Consider the following 17,352-nt stretch of genomic DNA (forward strand, 5'->3'; position numbering starts at 1 on the left):
GACGAGATGCCCGGAAAGTACCGATTCGGCTGCGAGGTCTGGCCGATCCCCTTACGGGAAGGCACTATGTCACCCTGGTTACCGTGTAGTAGCAGGTCGGAGGAGTGAGGTATGCGCGAGATCGCAGTCGCCCCCTTGGTTGAGCCCTACGGCGGCGGACTGGCCGACCTCGTCTACACCAACGCGGCGGAGGCGCCCAACACCGTCACCATCAGCCGCAATGTGGGCGGGACCTGGCATGACGTGACCGCAGCCCAGTTCAAGGACGAGGTGCTCGCCGTCGCCAAGGGCCTGATCGGCTCCGGGATCGGCGCCGGTGACCGGGTCGCGATCCTGGCCGCCACGCGGTACGAGTGGACCCTGTTCGACTTCGCCATCTGGGCGGCGGGCGGCGTGCCCGTGCCGATCTACGTGACGTCGTCGGACGAGCAGATCCAGTGGATCCTGTCCGACTCCGGCGCGGTCGCGGTGGTCGCCGAGAACGACGCGCTGCTGGCCAAGGTGGAGAGCGTCCGCGCCGGCACCCCCGCGCTCAAGCAGGTGTGGAACATCGAGAAGGGCGCTGTCGACGAGGTCGTCGCGGCAGGCGCGAACGAGACCGACGAAGCGGTCGACGCACGTCGCAAGGCCGTCAAGGCCTCGGACGTCGCCACGCTGATCTACACCTCCGGCACCACCGGCCGCCCGAAGGGCTGCGTGCTCACCCACGCCAACTTCCACTCCGAGGGCGGAAACGTCGTGGAGATGCTGGCGCCGGTGTTCAAGGGCGTCAGCCCGGGTGACACGTCGACACTGCTGTTCCTGCCGCTCGCGCACGTCTTCGGCCGGATGGTGGAGGTCGGCACGATCATGGCGCGGACCCGGCTCGGGCACACCGCGGACATCAAGAAGGTCACCGAGGACCTGGCCACGTTCAAGCCGACGTTCATCCTGTCGGTGCCGTACGTGCTGGAGAAGGTCTACAACGGCGCGCGGCAGAAGGCCCACGCCGGCGGCAAGGGCAAGATCTTCGACGCCGCCGCGGCCGTCGCGATCGCGTACAGCGAGGCCAACGGCAAGGCCGGGTTCGGGCTGAAGATCAAACACGCCCTGTTCGACAAGCTCGTCTACTCGAAGCTGCGCGCCGCGCTCGGCGGCAACGCGAAGTACGCGATCTCCGGCGGCGCGGCGCTGGGCCTGCGGCTGACGCACTTCTTCCGCGGCGTCGGCCTGGTGGTGTTCGAGGGGTACGGCCTGACGGAGACGTGTGCCGCGGCCACCGTGAACTCGCCGGACAAGTTCAAGCCGGGCACGGTCGGTCACCCGCTGCCCAACACCGCCGTGCGGATCGCCGACGACGGCGAGATCCAGATCAAGGGCGGCCAGGTCTTCCCCGGCTACTGGCAGAACGAGGAAGCCACCAAGGCCGCGCTGGACGACGACGGCTGGTTCGCCACCGGCGACCTCGGCCAACTGGACGACGACGGCTTCCTGAAGATCACCGGGCGCAAGAAGGAGATCCTGGTCACCAGCGGCGGCAAGAACGTCGCACCGGCGGTGATCGAGGACCGGATCGCGGCGCACCCGCTGGTCGGGCAGGCCATGGTGGTCGGCGACGGCAAGAGCTACATCGCGGCCCTGATCACCATCGAGCCGGACTACTTCACGTACTGGAAGTCCACGACGGGCAAGCCGGAGTCGGCGACCGTGGCGGACCTGCTCGACGACGCCGACCTCAACGCCGAGATCCAGCGCGCGGTGGACGAGGGCAACCAGGCGGTCTCCAAGGCCGAATCCGTCCGCAAGTTCCGGATACTGACGACCGAGTTCAGCCCGGAGACCGGCCACCTGACACCGTCGCTGAAGCTGAAGCGGTCGGTCATCATGACGGACTTCAAGACCGATGTTGATGCCTTGTACTCATAAGGCTACGAATGGTGACAGCACTGCCCCGGCGGCAACTCGTTTTGTCGCCGGGACAGCGGATCAATTGATAACGATCAACCCTCGCTGACCGACAATCATTGACGGGACCCGGTGTTACTGCACTCGGCGTATTCGTCGGCGCCATTCGAGGCAGTACATTCCAGAGGAGCCGAAGCGATTGGCCGGAAAATGCCGGCGACACCGTGAGGGGTTGGAAAAGATGGGCCGGCACGACATCGAACGACGCAACCGGCGCAAACTGACCTTGACGCTGGTCCTCGCGCTCGTGGGTGCCCTGATCGCGGGCGTCGCGTGGTTCGCCGTCGACCGGCTGCGTGAGACGTCGAGCGCGAAGTGCGCCGACCCGGCTGTGCTGAACGTGGTCGCGGCGCCCGACATCGCGCCCGTGGTGGACCAGGTGGCCAAAGGGCTGAACCCGAACGACGAGAACACGTGCTACCGCGTCGAGATGATCGTCAGCGACCCGGCGCACACAGCGGACCAGCTCTCCGCGCCGAACCCGGTGAACCCGCCGGCGGTGTGGATCCCGGACTCGTCGGTGTGGCTGCGCCGGGCGCGGGAGAAAGGCGCGGCGCAGGTCCCCGAGAGCGGTTCGTCGATCGCGAGCTCACCCGTGGTGATGGCGTTGGCCGAACCGGCCGCCAAGCAGCGCAACTGGCCGGAGAAGCAACTGAACTGGTCGGACGTGATCGGCGCGGGCGGCGCGAACCTGAACGTGGGCATGGTGGACCCGTCGGTCGACGCGGTGGGCGTCTCGGCGCTGATAGCCGTGCGTTCCGTGACGGCGTTGACCTCCGACCCCGCCGCGAACAACGTCGCGGTCCTGCGCAAGCTGTCCCCGAACGCGGCATCCGGCTCATCCGAACTGTTCGCCAAGACCGGCACGAACACGGCGGGGCCCCCGATCAACGCCTTCCCGACCTCAGAACGGGCCCTGCTGGACAACAACGCCAAGCGCAAGGACGAACAGCTGGTGGCGGTCTACGCGGACCCAGCGGCCCCGTCGCTGGACTACCCGTACGCGGTGCTGCCCGCACCCGACAACGTCGCCGTGGCGGCGGCGAAGTTCCGCACGACACTGCTGGGCCAGAACGTCCGCGATGTGCTGGCAGCGAACGGTTTGCGCCTCCCGGACGGGAGGGTGCCCGGCTACCCGCCGTCGGACAACAGGACGATCGTCCGCAAACTCAACCCGGTGGCGGCACCCGGAACGGCCCAACTGGACCAGGTGCTGAACACGTGGGCGGGGATCAGCAAAGCATCGCGGATCCAAGCGGTGCTGGACGTGTCCGGCTCGATGAACGGCGTGATCCCCGGCTCGGGGAAGACGAGGATGCAGGTGACGCTGGAAGCGTCCGAAGCTGGCATCAAACTGATGAACCCGAGGACCAAACTGGGCATCTGGGTCTTCTCGGCGGAGCTGGACGGCGACAAGGACTACCGCGAAGTCCTCCCGGTCCTCCCCCTGACGGAGTCGCTGCCCAACGGCGCACTGGACAAACTCCGCAGCATCAAGGCAACCCCGACCGGCCGCACAGGCCTGTACGACACAGCACTGGCGGCGTACACGTCAGCGAGGCAGAACTGGGAACCCGGGCGCCTGAACATCGTCCTCATCCTGACCGACGGAAAGAACGACGACGACGGACGCGGTGTCAGCCGCGACACCCTCCTCACCGAACTGGGCAAGATGCAGGACCCGAACCGCCCCCTGCCGATCGTCTTCATCGGCATAGGCCCAGACGTGGACGTGGACGAACTGAACGCGATGTCCAAAGCAACCGGCGGCCAGACATTCAGCACAGCGGACCCCACGAAGATCAACGAAATCTTCTTCTCGGCCCTGAGCCGCGTGATCTCCGGAAAACCCTAACGCCCAAGCGCAGAGCATGCCGGACGAGCGCAGTGCAGGCGGCGTGCGCGCCAGCGCAGAGGTCCGCTTCGGGGGTGTCTCCTGCCCGTCGGCCTGGGCGAAGCCAACCACGGGCTGTCAGGAGGTCCGCCTGCGTTTCTCGCGAGCCCAGCGATAGCGGTACGGACCTCTTGACTGTCCGTGGTTCCCTGGGGCAGGTCGACGGGCAGGGGACGCCCGCGCCCTCCAACCCCGGGGCATGAAAATTATGCGCGGGGAGCAAGGCCCCGCGATCCCTCCTGCCCGGAGGTCTGCTCCCGGCGAGGGACTCTTGTGTCTTTTCAGACCCGGGGATCTCATGTTTTCCGGGTCTGGTGGCCACGCCGCAGCCCATGCCACGCTCGGGATCACTCGGGGGTGAAAGACAGACCCTCGCCGGGTGGCAGACCTCTGGGCAGGAGGTCTTCGCGTCGTGTTGCTCCCGGCGCATGCTTTTCATGACCCGGGGTTTCAGGGCGCGGGTGTCTCCTGCCCGTCGACCTGCCCCAGGGAACCACGGACTATCAAGAGGATCGGTACCGCTATCGCTGGGCTGTTTTGTGCAGGCCGACCTCTTGACAGCCCGTGGTTGGCTTCGCCCAGGCCGACGGGCAGGAGACACCCCCGAAGCCCACCCCTGCGCTTGCGCGCACGCCGCCTGCACTGCGCTGGTGCGCAGGGCCGAAAGCACCTCGTGAGCCGTGAACCCCAGCGCTGGTGAGCAAGCCGCCTGCCCTGCACTCGCCCATTCGCCGATCAGGGCCGGAGGCGCGTTCTTCAGTTTGCCTGGGGTGACTGCTGTTGTTTCCGTTTCCGGAATGCCAGGAAGGCTGCTGCTCCTGAGCCCACCGCCATCACGATTCCCAGGTACAGGCCCAGGCCGCTGGTTATCGTTGTCGGCAGCGTTATCCAGCGGAGCAGGATCATCACCAGTGCCAGTACCGCCAGGGTCAGCCAGAGGGATGCCAGCATCTGCATGGGTTTGCCGAATCGTTGCCACAGCAGCAGGACGCTCACCGCGAGCAGCAACACCGTGGGGAACCAGGCAAGGAAGTTTCCCTGCCACACCGGGATCCAGCTTTCCGATCCCTGTGCGCGTAGTTCCGCCGCCGTCGGCTCCGCCAGGCGGAACCACGGCAGGAAGCTCACTACCACCGCTGCTATCCCCGCTCCTACGCCGATCCATTCCTGCCAGGCGATTCGGTCGTGTTTCGCGGGGACGTCAGCCACTGCAGCCTCCACTTTTCCGGGTGGCGACAGTATGGCCCCGGTTCCCCGGGTTTCGCGAGCCGACAGTGGACCCCCAGGACCACTGCGACTCAGGTCCAGTTCGGGTTCCTGCCCACGTAGGCGACCAGTTTGTCCAGCTCGTTCGCGTTGTCCGGCACTTCGTGGACCACGTCGAAGGCTGCTGTTGGGCGTTGGGGTGGGAAGCGGCGCATCACCTTCAGTGTCGTCGCGGTCAGGTACTCGTCGGGTTGGTAGGGCACGCCTATCGTCTTCGCGACGTCCCACGCGTGCACCACTGTGTCCACCAGGTGCATCGACACCGCTGTCGAGCCTTTGACGACTCCGAAGACGTTGATGCGCATCGGGCGGTCGAGTACGTCGTCCGGTTCGAAGGCCGCGAGGTATCCCGCCGCCGCTGTTCGGTAGTCCGCCACCGGGTCCTGGCCCAGTCGGCCCGCGTTCCAGTCCACATCGGACCACTCTGTTCCCGCTGTCGTCGCCGCCGCGAAGGCCTGGTCCTCGCTCACCAGGTGCCGCAGCAGTCCGTGCAGCGTCCAGTCCGTGCAGGGAGTCGGCAGGCGCAGGTGTTCGGGGCGGACCTGGCTGATCACTTCGTCGGCCGCCTTCATCGCCTGGCGGTCGAGGTCCCTGTAATCCACTCCCCGACCATAGGAACACACAGCGGCACCTTGGAAGGTCCAAAATCATCAAGTTCGACTGGGCCAATCCCAGTAGTCTCACCCCGTGGAGTTCCATGTCAGCCTGATCGGCCGCGCCGACAAGACCGGCCAGATCTACCAGCAGATCAAGGCCGCCATCATGGACAGCAGGCTGCGCCCGGACGACGCCCTTCCCCCGACGCGGGAACTCGCCGCCCGGCTCGCGGTGTCCCGCAACACCGTCAGCGCCGCCTACGACCGGCTCACCGCCGAGGGGTTCGTGGCCGCGCGGACGGGAGCGGGCACGTTCGTGCAGGCCACAGGCTTCTCACCGGCCACGAAGACCACCGGTGGCCCCGGCCCGCGTGCCAAGGCCGTGTGGGACGACGTGGTGACGCCGACCCCCAACCCGCTGCCGGTGCGCTACGACTTCCGGGCCGGGATACCCGACGTGAAGCTCTTCCCGTACGCCGCGTGGCGCCGTCTGCTGGCCAAGCAGTTCACCCCGGCCGCCATGGGGTCGCTCGCGCACGACGCCGCCGCCGCGCACCCGCGACTGACCGCCGCGCTCGCCCGGCACGTCGGCGTCGCGCGGGCGGTGCGGGCCACAGCGGACGATGTGCTCGTCACCAACGGCGCCCAGCAGGCGCTCGACCTTGTCTGCCGAGTGCTCGTGACGCCGGGAACCGTTGTAGCCGTTGAAGATCCCGGCTACAGCGGACCACTGCTCCTGTTCCGGTCGCACGGCGCGCGGGTTGTCGGCGTTCCTGTCGACGACGATGGCATCGTCGTCGACGAGATCCCGCCCACCGCTCGAATCGTCTACGTGACACCGTCGCACCAGTTCCCGTTGGGTGTGCCGATGTCGCTGCCCCGTCGGGCCGCGTTGCTCGAATGGGCCGAGCGGACCGGGGCCGTCGTCGTCGAGGACGACTACGACAGCGAGTTCCGCTACGGCGGCCGTCCGATCGAGCCGTTGCAGAACCTCGACCGCGCCGGGCACGTGATCTACGTCGGCTCACTGTCCAAAGTGTTGCTGCCGAACCTGCGGCTCGGTTTCCTGATCGCGCCGAGCGGGCTGCGGGCCGCGCTGCGCGCCGCCAAGTACGTCACCGACTGGCAGTCCAACCGGCCGATCCAGGCCGCGCTCGCCGACTTCGTCGACGAAGGACTGTTGGCCAGGCACATCCGGCTCACTCGAAAGGAGTACAAAGCCAGGCATGATCGAATACTGACGGTGTTGCGGCGTGACTTCGCCGGTGTGCTCGAGCCGCTGCCGGTCGCGGCCGGGCTGCACCTGTGCGCCTACTTGCCCGATTCGGCTGACGACATGGCGGTGTACCACCGGGCACGGGCGGTCGGCGTCGGCGTGTACGCCTTGTCCCCCTTCAGGATCCGGTCCACCGGGCGACCCGGCCTCGTGATCGGCTACGGCGCCGTCGAACTGTCCGATATCGACGAAGGGCTACGCAGACTCAGCCGCTGCGTCGAGCCCGATACGATTCGCCGGTGATCCGACGCCCCGTGTTGATCGGCCCGCTGTTGATCAGCGCCACGCTGCTTCTGGCCGCCTGTTCCGGAACGCCCGCGCCCGCCCCGCAGCCGTCGGCCGCGGCCGAACAGCCCCCTGCCGAGCAGGTGAAAGCAGAACCGTTGACGCCGCAACGGCTGCAGACCCTGTGGTGGAGCTGGGCCAGTTCGGCCGCGCCAGGCCAGAGCCCCGTCGAGGACGCCACCGGCCAGTACTGCGGGGACAGTCAGCCGTTCGGCGTCTGGCTGGTCGCGGGCACGGCCAGCGGCACGGCCGACCGGCACTGCCAGGTCCCCGCCGCGCTGCCGCTCGCCGGTCCGGCCGCGGCCCAGGTGACCAAGGACCAGAACGACTGCGCCGCGTTCCTCGCCGCCGCGAAGGGCGAGGTGCTGCTGGACGGCAAGCCGGTCCAGCTGGAGAAGATGGAGCCGACCAAGATCACGTACGAGACCGAGCAGGGCAGCAAGGAAGGCTTCAGCTGCGGCCTCTGGTTCCGCGCCAACCCGCTCAGCCCCGGCCAGCACACGCTGACCCTGCGCGGCAGCAGCGGGAGCTTCGCCAACGAGGTCAACTACGACCTGGCCGTGGTCAAGCTGTAACACCCGACCTTGCTTGCGGTGCAACGAGTTCTCGTCGCACCGCAAGCCGGTCCACTCAGGACACGATCAGAGCTCGAGTGTTCCGCGCGCCACGATCACCGCGGAGCCCGCCACCTCGACCTTGTCGATGCGCTCGCCTTCACCCTCCACTCGGGCGATCAGCGTCGAAGGGCGCATGATTTCCTCGCCCTGGCTGATTTCGACGTCCTCGCCGAACGGGATCCGGCCGTAGCGGGCCAGGTGCACCGCGAGCGGGCCCGCGGCCGACCCCGTCGCCGGGTCCTCGTTCACCCCGAGCGACGGGCCGAACATCCTGGTCTTCCAGCGCAGTCCCGATCCGGCGAAGCAGCTCACGCCGATCTCGGGCAGCTGGGACAGCACCGACATGTCGGGACGCAGCGCCGCGACGGCGTCCATCGTGTCGAGCATGACGTACAGGTGCCTCGGCCCGTTCGTGTAGACGTCCACCGGCAGCACGGAGTACCGCACGCCCAGCGCCGCGAGCAGTTCGCCCGCGTCCGCGAACTCCTGCCACGTCGGGACCGGCTGGGTCATCCGGCCCGAGGTGATCCGCCCGGTCCCGTCGCGGGTCAGCGCGACCGGCACGATGCCCTTGCCGGTCTCCAGGCTGAGCACGTCACCCGGCAGCGTCTGGCCGAGTACGTACGCGGTGCCCAGGATCGGGTGCCCGGCGAAGGGCAGTTCGATCGCGGGCGTGAAGATCCGGACCTTGGCGTCGCCGCCGTCGGTCGGCGGGAGCACGAACACCGTCTCGGAGAGGTTGGTCTCCCGCGCGATCGCCTGCATGTGCTCGGCGGGTACGTCCTGGCCCGCGGTGAACACCGCGACCGGGTTGCCCTTCAGCGGCCGATCGGTGAAGACGTCGGCCACGACATACGGATGCATGGCCCCAAGTTACAGCTTGAGATCAAGTCCCATGCCGCGCAACAAGGTCTGGAACTTCGCGGACGTCTCGGCGAGCTCGAGGCCCGGTACCGACCCGGCCACGATCCCCGCACCCGCGTACAGCCGCAGCGACTGGTCGGTGACGTCCGCCGACCTGATCGCCACCGCCCATTCGCCGTCCCCGTCGGCGTCGACCCACCCGACCGCCCCGGTGTAGAAGCCGCGGTCGAACGACTCGATCTGGGCGATCGCGGCACGGGCCGCGCTCGTCGGCGACCCGCACACCGCCGGGGTCGGGTGCAGGGCCGCTGCCAGCGTCAACGCCGTCACGTCCCGGTCGGCCAGCTGGCCGGTGATCTTCGTGGCGAGGTGCCACATGCTCGGGGTGCTCAGCAGGGACGGCGTGCGCGGCACGTCCATCCGGCGGCAGAACGGGCGCAGGGCCTCGACCTCGGCCTCCACCACCCAGCGGTGCTCGTCGTGGTCCTTGCGGGACGCCAGCAGCCGCTGCGCGTTGGCGCGGTCCTCGACCGGGTCCTTGCCGCGCGGCTGCGAACCCGCGAGCGGCCGGGACACGAATTCCGTTCCGGTTCGCCGGACGAGCAGCTCGGGGCTCGCGCTGACGAGCGTCACTCCGGGAGTGGGTAGCGGGGCCGCGAAGGTGTAACCGTGTGTGTTCATCGCGGCGAGGCTGGCCAGCATCCGCCGCATGTCGACGGGCTGGTCGAGATCGATCCGGAGCGTTCGGGCCAGAACGACCTTGCCGAGCGGGCCGTCCTCGAGCAGGGTCAGCGCCTTGGCGACCTGGCGCTCGTACTCCTGCGGCAGTGGCTCGGGCGACACCTGGTGCCCGCCGGGCAGCAACGCCGCCTGCTGTTCGCCCGGACGGCTCGGGCCCGACCAGGACACCGAGGTGGGCAGCAGGACGTGTGCTTCACCGGTGTCGTCGTAGGGCAATGCGCCGACAGCAATCCCGCCATATTCCGCCAGCGCTTCGCTGACCTGCACGGACAGTGCGTCCGAGTCCTTCTCGGAGAGCACGTGCCTCGGCTCGTCGGCCAGCAGGGTGCGTTCGGGCGTGGCGAAGAAGAAGGCTCCTGGCCGGTACCGGTCGGTTAGCTCCACGTCCACACCTCTCGTCGTGCCCGCCTGTGTCCATCGTGCCCCGCTGACCGCCCCTGAAACTGCTGAAGGTGGCCCTCGTCATGCGAGAGCCACCTTCGGCACGATTCGTCAGCCCCAGGTCAACGGGGTGACCGGTCTTACTTCAACGCGTCGATGAGAGCGCTGCGCTGACGGTCGCCGAGCCCGGCTGCCCGGCGGGTCTCGTCGATGCCCGCCTTCTCGAGGATGTTGTTGACCTTCACCTGACCGAGGCCTGGCACGGCCATCAGCAGCTGCTTGACCTTGGTCTTTCCGATGGTCTTGTCTTCTTTGGCCTTGGCGAGCACCTTGTCGATGGTGGTCGTGCCGGCCTTGATCGAAGCAAGCAGCTCGGAGCGCGCCTTGCGAGCCTCGGCTGCCTTGGCCAACGCCTCAGCGCGCTGCTCGGGAGTCAACGTAGGCAGAGCCAACGTGCTGTTCCTTCCTATGTCGAGAGTCTGGTGTCGCCGGCGCGATTTCCACCGCCCTTTTTCCGGGCCCGATCACGCCTCGCGACGCGACCAGTAAACGACACCCACCTGCGGAACATACCCCCGACACGCGGGACTTTCCGCTGAACAACCCCACCCCGACCAGGCACAACCCACAGTAATTCACCCTCAAGGGCGGTTTTCCGGCTCTCGCGACGGCCGCTATGCGGGTCGCACACGCGGTGGTTTCGGCCCAAATTTTTTGGCCTCTTCCTGGGGATGTTCGGAATTTTTGTCGGCTAGCTCACGCCACGGGGAGGCGCAACCCGTGACCGTGACCGGAGCCTCACCACTCCGAGGTAAGGACCATCTACTGTGCAGTGAGGCGCACGATGCGGTGACGCAGGACACAGCGGGAGATCCCATGTTGAGCACCATGCAGGACACCCCTCTCACGATCGGGCGGTTGGTCCGCCACGGCACAGGCATGTACTCGTCCCGTGAGGTCATCACGTGGACCGGAGCGGAAGCCCGGCGCGAGCAGTACGGGCAGACCGGGCAGCGGGCGGCTCAGCTTGCCCACGCCCTGCGCGGCCTCGGCGTCACCGGTGACCAGCGGGTCGGCACCTTCATGTGGAACAACGCCGAGCACCTGCAGGCGTACCTCGCCGTGCCCTCGATGGGAGCGGTCCTGCACACCTTGAACCTCCGGCTGTTCCCCGAGCAGTTGACCTACATCACCAACCACGCGGCCGACCACGTGGTGCTGCTCGACGCGTCGCTCGCCCCGCTGTTCGCCCGCGTGCTGCCCACGTTCACCACCGTCAAGCACATCGTCGTCGTCAACGGCCCTGTCGAGGCGCTGGAGGCGCCCGCGGGTGTCGAGGTGCACTCGTACGACGAACTGCTGGCCGGGCAGCCCGAGGAGTTCGACTGGCCGGAAGTGGACGAACGGCAGGCCGCCGCGATGTGCTACACGTCGGGCACGACCGGCAACCCGAAGGGTGTCGTCTACTCGCACCGCTCGATCTACCTGCACTCGATGCAGATCTGCATGTCCGACAGCATGGAGCTGCAGGGCTCGGACAAGTCGCTGCTGATCGTGCCGATGTTCCACGCGATGTCCTGGGGCCTGCCGTACGCGTCGATGCTGGTCGGCAGCTCGATGCTGATGCCGGACCGGTTCCTGCAGCCGGAGCCGCTCGCGGCCATGATCACGGCGGAGCGGCCGACGTTCGCCGCCGCGGTCCCGACGATCTGGCAGGGCCTGCTGGCCCACCTGGATGCCACTTCCGGTGACGTGTCGTCGTTGCGTAACACCATTGTCGGCGGCTCGGCGTGCCCGCCCGCGTTGATGCACGCCTTCCACGAGCGCTACGGCCTGCGCATCACACAGGCGTGGGGCATGACCGAGACGTCGCCGCTCGGCAGCGTCGCCATGCCGCCCGCCGGGGTGACCGGCGACGCGGAATGGCCGTACCGCTACACGCAGGGCCGTCCGCCCGCGGGGGTGAGCGCCCGGCTCATCGGCGACAGCGGCGAAGAGGTGCCGTGGGACGGCGAGAGCGTCGGCGAACTGGAGGTCAAGGGGCCGTGGATCACCGGGTCGTACTACCGGCAGGAAGAGGACGGTGACGGCGCGGAGAAGTTCCACGACGGCTGGCTGCGCACCGGCGACGTCGGGTCCTTCACGCCGGACGGCTACCTGAAGCTGACCGACCGCTCCAAGGACGTGATCAAGTCCGGCGGCGAGTGGATCTCGTCGGTGGAACTGGAGAACCAGGTGATGGCGCACCCGGCGGTCGCGGAGGCGGCCGTCGTCGGCATCCCGGACCTGAAGTGGGACGAGCGGCCACTGGTCGCGGTCGTGTTGCGGGAAGGGGAAACCGTGCAGCCGCAGGAACTGCGGGAGTTCCTGGAGGACCGGGTCGCGCACTGGCAGGTTCCCGAGAACTACACGTACATCGACGAGGTGCCCAAGACGAGCGTCGGCAAGTTCGACAAGAAGCGGATCAGGGCCGCCTACGCCGAGGGCGAGCTCGACGTCACGCATCTGCAGTAACTCCGTGCGGCCGAAGGGTTTCAGCCCGGCCGCGGCCAGCACGAAAGGCGGGCTCCTTACCCCCGGGGAGCCCGCCGGTCGGCTGATGTCAGGAAGCGGTCGCGCCGCCGCCGGTCTGGGCAGCATAAACAAACCTACGCGCTCTCATGGTTTCCCCTCCGTACGGGACAGCCCGTTCACAGCTGCCCCAATCCCCAACTCTCACAAGTAGAGTCGCGCGGGAGATACCGAGGTTGACCGCCGTTACCAAGCCGTGACAACGCTATGGCGTGATGACGTAAGCGACCCCGCCCGGCCCGCTCGCCACGGAACCGTCTGCGCGGTAACGCTTTGTGCGCTGCCAGATGTTCTCGAACTGGGCGCGCTTGTAGACGTTGCGAACGCGGTCGTTGCTCGACGACGCCGGGTCGTTGACGATCACGTCGCCGTCCTTGGTGAACCCGATGACGACCATGATGTGCCCCGAGGTGCCGTACCCCGCGCCGTCCAGTTCCGTCGAGAGGAACGACTTCGACGTGATCACGGGAATACCGCGCCTGATGTAGTGCTCCAGCTCAGTCAGGGAGCGCAGTCGTGTGATGTGCGCCTTCAGGCCGTACGTCGAGGCGTAGGCGGTGTTGAACGGCCAGTTCCCCGTTCCGTCGTAGTCCTTGTCGTAGGTGTAGCGGGCCGCGTGGTCCACGCTTGGGTCCTGATAGGACGGATCGACCCACGAAAGGTCCTCCTTGGATGGGCGCTTGCCCCAGTACTCCACGACCATCTGGGTCGACGTCGGGCTGCACCACGCTTGCCCGCCGCCACCGTATTCCGGGTAGTGCCCGATGTGGATGTTCTGGGAGTACGGCGGGACCTTCAGCTCCTTGCCCCACGCCCCGCCGCTCGGGCTCGTCGGCACGGTGAAGCGGTCCGGGATCGCGGACGTCATCGCGCCCGCCATGGACAACGTCGGCGACTCACGGGTGCCCGCGGCGCGGTAGAGCGTCACGCGCAACTGGTAGCCGCGCAGAGCGGACTTGGCGACGAACGTGTCGACGTCGACGTACCCGTTGCCGTCGGCCTGCCCCGGCAGGCTCGTACGGCGGATGTCCGTGTCGTTCAACGCCCACCGGCCCATGCCGTACCAGATCGTCTCGGCGCCCGCCGCCGTCCGGCCGCGCATCTCGACGGTGAGCCACGTTCCCTTCGGCGTGGTCGCGTTCCAGGACGCCACGAGCTGGGTCGCGTCGAAGCCCTGGCGGTAGAACGGCGAGGTCCACGTGCCGTACTCGTACGCGCGCGTGCCCTTGTCCGGCTCGGCGTGGTCGATCGTGCCCGCGGGTCGGCCGACGCGCAGCCCGCGCAGTGTCGGGACCAGCCCGTCGCGATGGCCCGCGTGGAAGAAGTCACGCGACTGCCACGAGTGGTAGTCGACCGGCGCCTGCGGCTGGGCCGCCGCCGACGGCAGCGTGGGTAACAGGAGCAGGGTGGCGATGATCAGCACTGCCAAGCGGGTCATGATGTCTCCCTCGGGGCGGGTGGGAGACATTTTCATCATCGCGCTAGATCATGTAAACCGCTGTCGGGGTGGAAATGTCCTCAGGGCGGATCGCGGTCCAGTTCCTCCATGAAGTCCTTCCAGAACTTCTCCACCGTGCGCTCGTAGCGCATCCCCAGTTCGAGGGTCTTGAGCTGCCAGCGGTCGGCGAGCGCCTCGATCTCGGCGCGCTGCTGGACGTACCCGTCGGCCCGGTCGCGGTGCGACTGGTAACGCTCCCGGGCCAGCCGCCGGATGTCCTCGGGGTTCGCGCCGACGCAGAAGAACAGCTTGAGCAGACCCGTGTCCCTGACCTCGGTCTGCTCGAGCGTCGGTTCGGAGAGCCACTCGGCGAGTGCTTCGCGGCCCTCGTCGGTGATCGCGTATGTCCTCTTGCGCCTGCCGCCCTCCTCTGTCGTCTGGGTCACCAGACCCGCGGCGGCCAGCCGGGCGGGCTCGTCGTACAGCTGGGAGTGCGCGAACGCCCAGAAGTTGCCGATGGTCCGGCCGACCCGCTGTTTGAGCTGGTAGCTCGTGGCCGGGCCGAACGAGAGCATGCCGAGCACAACGTAGGACGTCGCGTTGAGCTTGCGCGACCGCCCGACTGACGGCTCGGACGGCTCAGTCGGTTCGGTCGGCTCGGCGGGGTCGGCGGGCAGTGGGGTCACCTCCTGGGGCGCGATCGACCAGACCATATCGATCACGCGACGGTTACGCCCTCCCTATGCCATCACAGTCACGCTGCCCGCGCGCGGTCAGAACGGTTTCGTGAGCACCAGCTCCGTGTTGTGGTCGACGGCCGAGCCCATCAGGCCCGGGTCCCTGTGCAAGTCGTTGAGGGAGATCTGCCGGTACAGCGAGGCGAGACCGGACTGCGACCCGTCGTCGTACGCGGCTTCGTACGGCGCGTCGGCCTCGATCAGCGTTGTGAAGATCGAGAGCGTGCCGTCGGCGTTGTCCGTCAACTCGATGATCCTGGCGTGCTGGGGGTAGTCGATGTGCGACGCCGTGTTGATCTCCCAGAAGCCCTGCTCCGGCGTGCTGCCGCGGTGTGCGGTGATCTGGTTGCGGTGGCTGTGGCCGTTGACCCAAGCCACGACGTTCGGGAACCGGTTGAGCAACGCGACCAGCGCGGCACCGTCCCGGCGTGGCTCGAGCAGGTTCGTCGGATCCGGCAGGACGTTGCCCATGGACGTGCTGGTGTGGTGGCTGAACAGGATGAACAACGTGTCCGCCGAGCCGGTACGGACCAGGTTGCCCTTGCTGTCGTAGTACCGGGAGCTGCCCGCCTTGAGCGTGCGCTCGATCCACTTGAACTGGCCGTCGCCCATCGAACCGTCAGCGAGGCCGGCGCGGTTGGTGGTGTCCATGCCGATGCCGACGACGCCCGGCGCCACTTCGAAGCTGTAGTAAAGATCACGGCCCGTGGCGTTGGCCGGGCCGAAGCCGTGCCCGATCGGCCCGGGGCCGGTGTTGCGCGGGTCACGGTGCGCGGCCACGTATTCCTTCGGTGTGAACGGCCTGCGGCGGGTGTCCCTGGTGACCGTGCGAACCGGCCCGGAGAAGCCGAGCAGCAGCTCGACCGCCTTGAGCGGTGACGTCTTCATGGCACGGGCGAGTTTCTCCGCGTCGGCCGTCGACGAGAAGCCTTCGAGCTTGTGCGAACCGGTGTAGATGGCGTCGACCAGCGGCACGCCGCTGGGGAACGTGCCCTGGACGCTGTCGTCGTGGTTGCCGAAAACGCTGTACCACGGCCGGTTCAGGCCAGGGCTGGTGAACGGCTTGATGGCGTTGGCAAGCAGCTCCGGCATCAGCGGGAACCCCTTGTCCTTGTACATGTCGGCCACGGCGTCGCCGGGGTTCCAGTACAGCGCCGACCGCGAGTTCTGCACGCCCTCGAACCGCGCGGGGTCCCCGGTGTTGGGGATGACCGTTCCTCCGTTGAGGATCGTGAGGAACCAGTCGAGTTCGACGGTCTCGTGGTTGTCGGTGTTGTCACCGGTGCTGAGCACGAAGTCGAACGCCCTGCCGGTGTACGGCCCGCGCAGCGCGTTCACCCGTCGCACGACGGCGGCCGCGCCCTGCGTGCCCAAGGTCTCCTGTGGACGATGTGCCGAGCCGATGAACGGGTGCAGGAACTCCACCCGCGCCGGGCTCTGCGCGTCGATCACGTGCATGTCGGTGAGCTGGACGAAGGACGTCAGCGCGGTGCGCCGGTCGTCGCGGCCACCCGACGGCTCGGTGAGGTCGGCGCGCACGACCAGCGGCCAGCCCGGACCGGCGGTCAGCCGCCGGAATCCCGTGGTGCCGACCGGGGTGCCGACGGTCTCCAGCGTGGTCCCCGCCGGGCTGATCGTGCGTTTGATGGTTTCCCGCAGCGCTTTGTCGCGCGCCTGCGCCGGTGTGGCGGCGAGCAGACCCAGTGCACCAGTGGCCGTCAGCAGACGGCGGCGGCTCAGGTTGGCCATGCGATGGATCCTGCCGGAAAACGTGAATAAAAGTCACTACTCCGAAAGTTGTGATCCACGAATCTATTGTGGACAGCCCGGAAGTGCTCAACTTTGACGACTGCCGACGGCGCGGTGAACGCCGTCGGCGAGCCGGGGGAACACTTTCAGCGCCCGCCAGTTCAGCGCCCGACCGCGGCGCGGACCGCGTCGGCCAGCGAGACGCTCGGTCGCCCGATGAGCTTCTCCAGGTCGGGCCGCACTTCGGCGAGGGCGCCCCGGCCGATGTGCACGTAGATGTCCGTGTAGAGGTCGGCCGCGTGCGGCGGCAACCCGGCCGACACGTACCCGGCACGCAGGTCCGCTGCCGGAATGCTCTTGTGCGCGAACGGTTTTCCGGCGATTTCCGCCACGGTCGCCGCGAATTCGTCGAATGTCCACGCGGTCGACCCGGTGAGCTCGTACGCCGCGTTCTCGTGACCGGGCGTTGTCGCCACGACCGCGGCCGCCAACGCGAAGTCGTCACGGGACGCCGACGCGAGCAGCCCGGATTCCGCCGACGTCAGGAAGGTGTCCTCGGTGTGCGCCAGTTGGGCCGTGTAGTTCTCGTGGTACATGTTGTTGCGCAGGAAGGTGAAGGGGATGCCGCTCGCACGGATCGCCTCTTCCGTCCCCTTGTGGTCGGCGGCGAGCGCGAGTGGCGACTGGGGCGCATCGGTCACGCTCGTGTAGATGATGTGCCCGACGCCCGCCTGCTTGGCCGCGTCGACCGCGTTGCGGTGCTGGGCGAGCCGGTCCTCGGCGTTCGTGGAGATCAGGATCAGTTTGGTCACGCCGTCGAACGCCTGCGCCAGACCCGCCGGGTCCGCGAAGTCGACTCGGCGCCCGTCCTGGGACGGCGTGCGGGACCCCGCCACGAAGGTCGCCCCACGCTCGGCGAGGTGCTGGGCGATCAACGTTCCGAGCTGGCCGTTGGCCCCGGTCAACAGAATGGTCATGACACTAACCATAAGA

General features: G+C 67.8%; 14 protein-coding genes. 5 read left to right on the forward strand and 9 right to left on the reverse strand.

All coding sequences use genetic code 11. The features are described 5' to 3' along the window. Window positions 1-111: 111 nt before the first annotated feature. Window positions 112-1,905, forward strand: a complete 1,794-nt coding sequence (locus ALI144C_RS27885; protein WP_076990163.1) for an AMP-dependent synthetase/ligase — start codon at window positions 112-114, stop codon at window positions 1,903-1,905. Between the two features lie 220 nt (window positions 1,906-2,125). Then, entirely contained in the window at window positions 2,126-3,799 is a 1,674-nt protein-coding gene (locus ALI144C_RS27890; protein ID WP_076990164.1) for a substrate-binding domain-containing protein, read from the forward strand. A 795-nt stretch (window positions 3,800-4,594) separates the two neighbouring features. Here ALI144C_RS27890 and ALI144C_RS27895 read toward each other — a convergent pair. After that, the gene (locus ALI144C_RS27895) at window positions 4,595-4,966 is read right to left on the reverse strand and encodes a hypothetical protein (protein ID WP_076990165.1); all 372 of its coding nucleotides are present in this window, start codon (window positions 4,964-4,966) and stop codon (window positions 4,595-4,597) included. 170 nt (window positions 4,967-5,136) lie between these two features. Beyond that, window positions 5,137-5,706, reverse strand: coding sequence for a TIGR03086 family metal-binding protein (locus ALI144C_RS27900; protein ID WP_076990166.1), 570 nt, complete (start codon window positions 5,704-5,706; stop codon window positions 5,137-5,139). 85 nt (window positions 5,707-5,791) lie between these two features. On the opposite strand from ALI144C_RS27900, the gene pdxR reads away from it, so the two are divergent. Both pdxR and ALI144C_RS27910 read left to right on the forward strand, forming a co-directional pair. Beyond that, a complete protein-coding gene (gene pdxR / locus ALI144C_RS27905; RefSeq protein WP_076990167.1) occupies window positions 5,792-7,219 on the forward strand; it encodes a MocR-like pyridoxine biosynthesis transcription factor PdxR in 1,428 nt (475 codons plus the stop codon). Continuing rightward, a complete protein-coding gene (locus tag ALI144C_RS27910) occupies window positions 7,216-7,836 on the forward strand; it encodes a hypothetical protein (protein WP_083753447.1) in 621 nt (206 codons plus the stop codon). Before pdxR ends, ALI144C_RS27910 begins: the two co-directional genes overlap by 4 nt. Window positions 7,837-7,902: 66 nt before the next feature. On the opposite strand, the gene ALI144C_RS27915 is transcribed toward ALI144C_RS27910, so the two are convergent. From ALI144C_RS27915 to mihF, 3 genes are all read right to left on the reverse strand, one after another. Then, the gene (locus tag ALI144C_RS27915) at window positions 7,903-8,742 is read right to left on the reverse strand and encodes a PhzF family phenazine biosynthesis protein (RefSeq protein ID WP_076990168.1); all 840 of its coding nucleotides are present in this window, start codon (window positions 8,740-8,742) and stop codon (window positions 7,903-7,905) included. A gap of 9 nt (window positions 8,743-8,751) precedes the next feature. Next, on the reverse strand, window positions 8,752-9,867 hold the full coding sequence (locus ALI144C_RS27920) for an isochorismate synthase (RefSeq protein ID WP_237774345.1): 1,116 nt from the start codon (window positions 9,865-9,867) through the stop codon (window positions 8,752-8,754). Between the two features lie 137 nt (window positions 9,868-10,004). Continuing rightward, a complete protein-coding gene (gene mihF / locus ALI144C_RS27925; protein WP_168211366.1) occupies window positions 10,005-10,316 on the reverse strand; it encodes an integration host factor, actinobacterial type in 312 nt (103 codons plus the stop codon). A gap of 424 nt (window positions 10,317-10,740) precedes the next feature. Between mihF and ALI144C_RS27930 the strand changes: the two genes are divergently transcribed. Beyond that, window positions 10,741-12,378, forward strand: coding sequence for a long-chain fatty acid--CoA ligase (locus ALI144C_RS27930; protein ID WP_076990171.1), 1,638 nt, complete (start codon window positions 10,741-10,743; stop codon window positions 12,376-12,378). Between the two features lie 262 nt (window positions 12,379-12,640). Here the strand turns inward: ALI144C_RS27930 and ALI144C_RS27935 are convergent, their stop codons facing one another. From ALI144C_RS27935 to ALI144C_RS27950, 4 genes are all read right to left on the reverse strand, one after another. Further along, window positions 12,641-13,873 carry a C39 family peptidase gene (locus tag ALI144C_RS27935; RefSeq protein WP_076990172.1) on the reverse strand — a complete coding sequence of 411 codons (1,233 nt, stop codon included), beginning with the start codon at window positions 13,871-13,873 and terminating at the stop codon, window positions 12,641-12,643. Window positions 13,874-13,953: 80 nt separating this feature from the next. Beyond that, on the reverse strand, window positions 13,954-14,586 hold the full coding sequence (locus ALI144C_RS27940) for a PadR family transcriptional regulator (RefSeq protein ID WP_083753448.1): 633 nt from the start codon (window positions 14,584-14,586) through the stop codon (window positions 13,954-13,956). A gap of 60 nt (window positions 14,587-14,646) precedes the next feature. Beyond that, window positions 14,647-16,359, reverse strand: coding sequence for a TIGR03767 family metallophosphoesterase (locus ALI144C_RS27945; protein WP_076990173.1), 1,713 nt, complete (start codon window positions 16,357-16,359; stop codon window positions 14,647-14,649). Window positions 16,360-16,520: 161 nt separating this feature from the next. Next, entirely contained in the window at window positions 16,521-17,336 is an 816-nt protein-coding gene (locus ALI144C_RS27950; RefSeq protein ID WP_076990174.1) for an SDR family oxidoreductase, read from the reverse strand. Window positions 17,337-17,352 lie beyond the last annotated feature (16 nt).

This window comes from Actinosynnema sp. ALI-1.44, from assembly GCF_001984155.1.
Taxonomy (GTDB): Bacteria; Actinomycetota; Actinomycetes; order Mycobacteriales; family Pseudonocardiaceae; genus Kibdelosporangium.

Excerpts from the sequence above, each read along its gene's own strand:
- ALI144C_RS27885 (WP_076990163.1), top strand. The coding sequence starts at position 112 with ATGCGCGAGATCGCAGTCGCCCCCTTGGTTGAGCCCTACGGCGGCGGA.
- ALI144C_RS27890 (WP_076990164.1), top strand. The coding sequence starts at position 2,126 with ATGGGCCGGCACGACATCGAACGACGCAACCGGCGCAAACTGACCTTG.
- ALI144C_RS27915 (WP_076990168.1), bottom strand. The coding sequence starts at position 8,742 with ATGCATCCGTATGTCGTGGCCGACGTCTTCACCGATCGGCCGCTGAAG.
- ALI144C_RS27930 (WP_076990171.1), top strand. The coding sequence starts at position 10,741 with ATGTTGAGCACCATGCAGGACACCCCTCTCACGATCGGGCGGTTGGTC.
- ALI144C_RS27935 (WP_076990172.1), bottom strand. The coding sequence starts at position 13,873 with ATGACCCGCTTGGCAGTGCTGATCATCGCCACCCTGCTCCTGTTACCC.
- ALI144C_RS27940 (WP_083753448.1), bottom strand. The coding sequence starts at position 14,586 with ATGGTCTGGTCGATCGCGCCCCAGGAGGTGACCCCACTGCCCGCCGAC.
- ALI144C_RS27945 (WP_076990173.1), bottom strand. The coding sequence starts at position 16,359 with ATGGCCAACCTGAGCCGCCGCCGTCTGCTGACGGCCACTGGTGCACTG.
- ALI144C_RS27950 (WP_076990174.1), bottom strand. The coding sequence starts at position 17,336 with ATGACCATTCTGTTGACCGGGGCCAACGGCCAGCTCGGAACGTTGATC.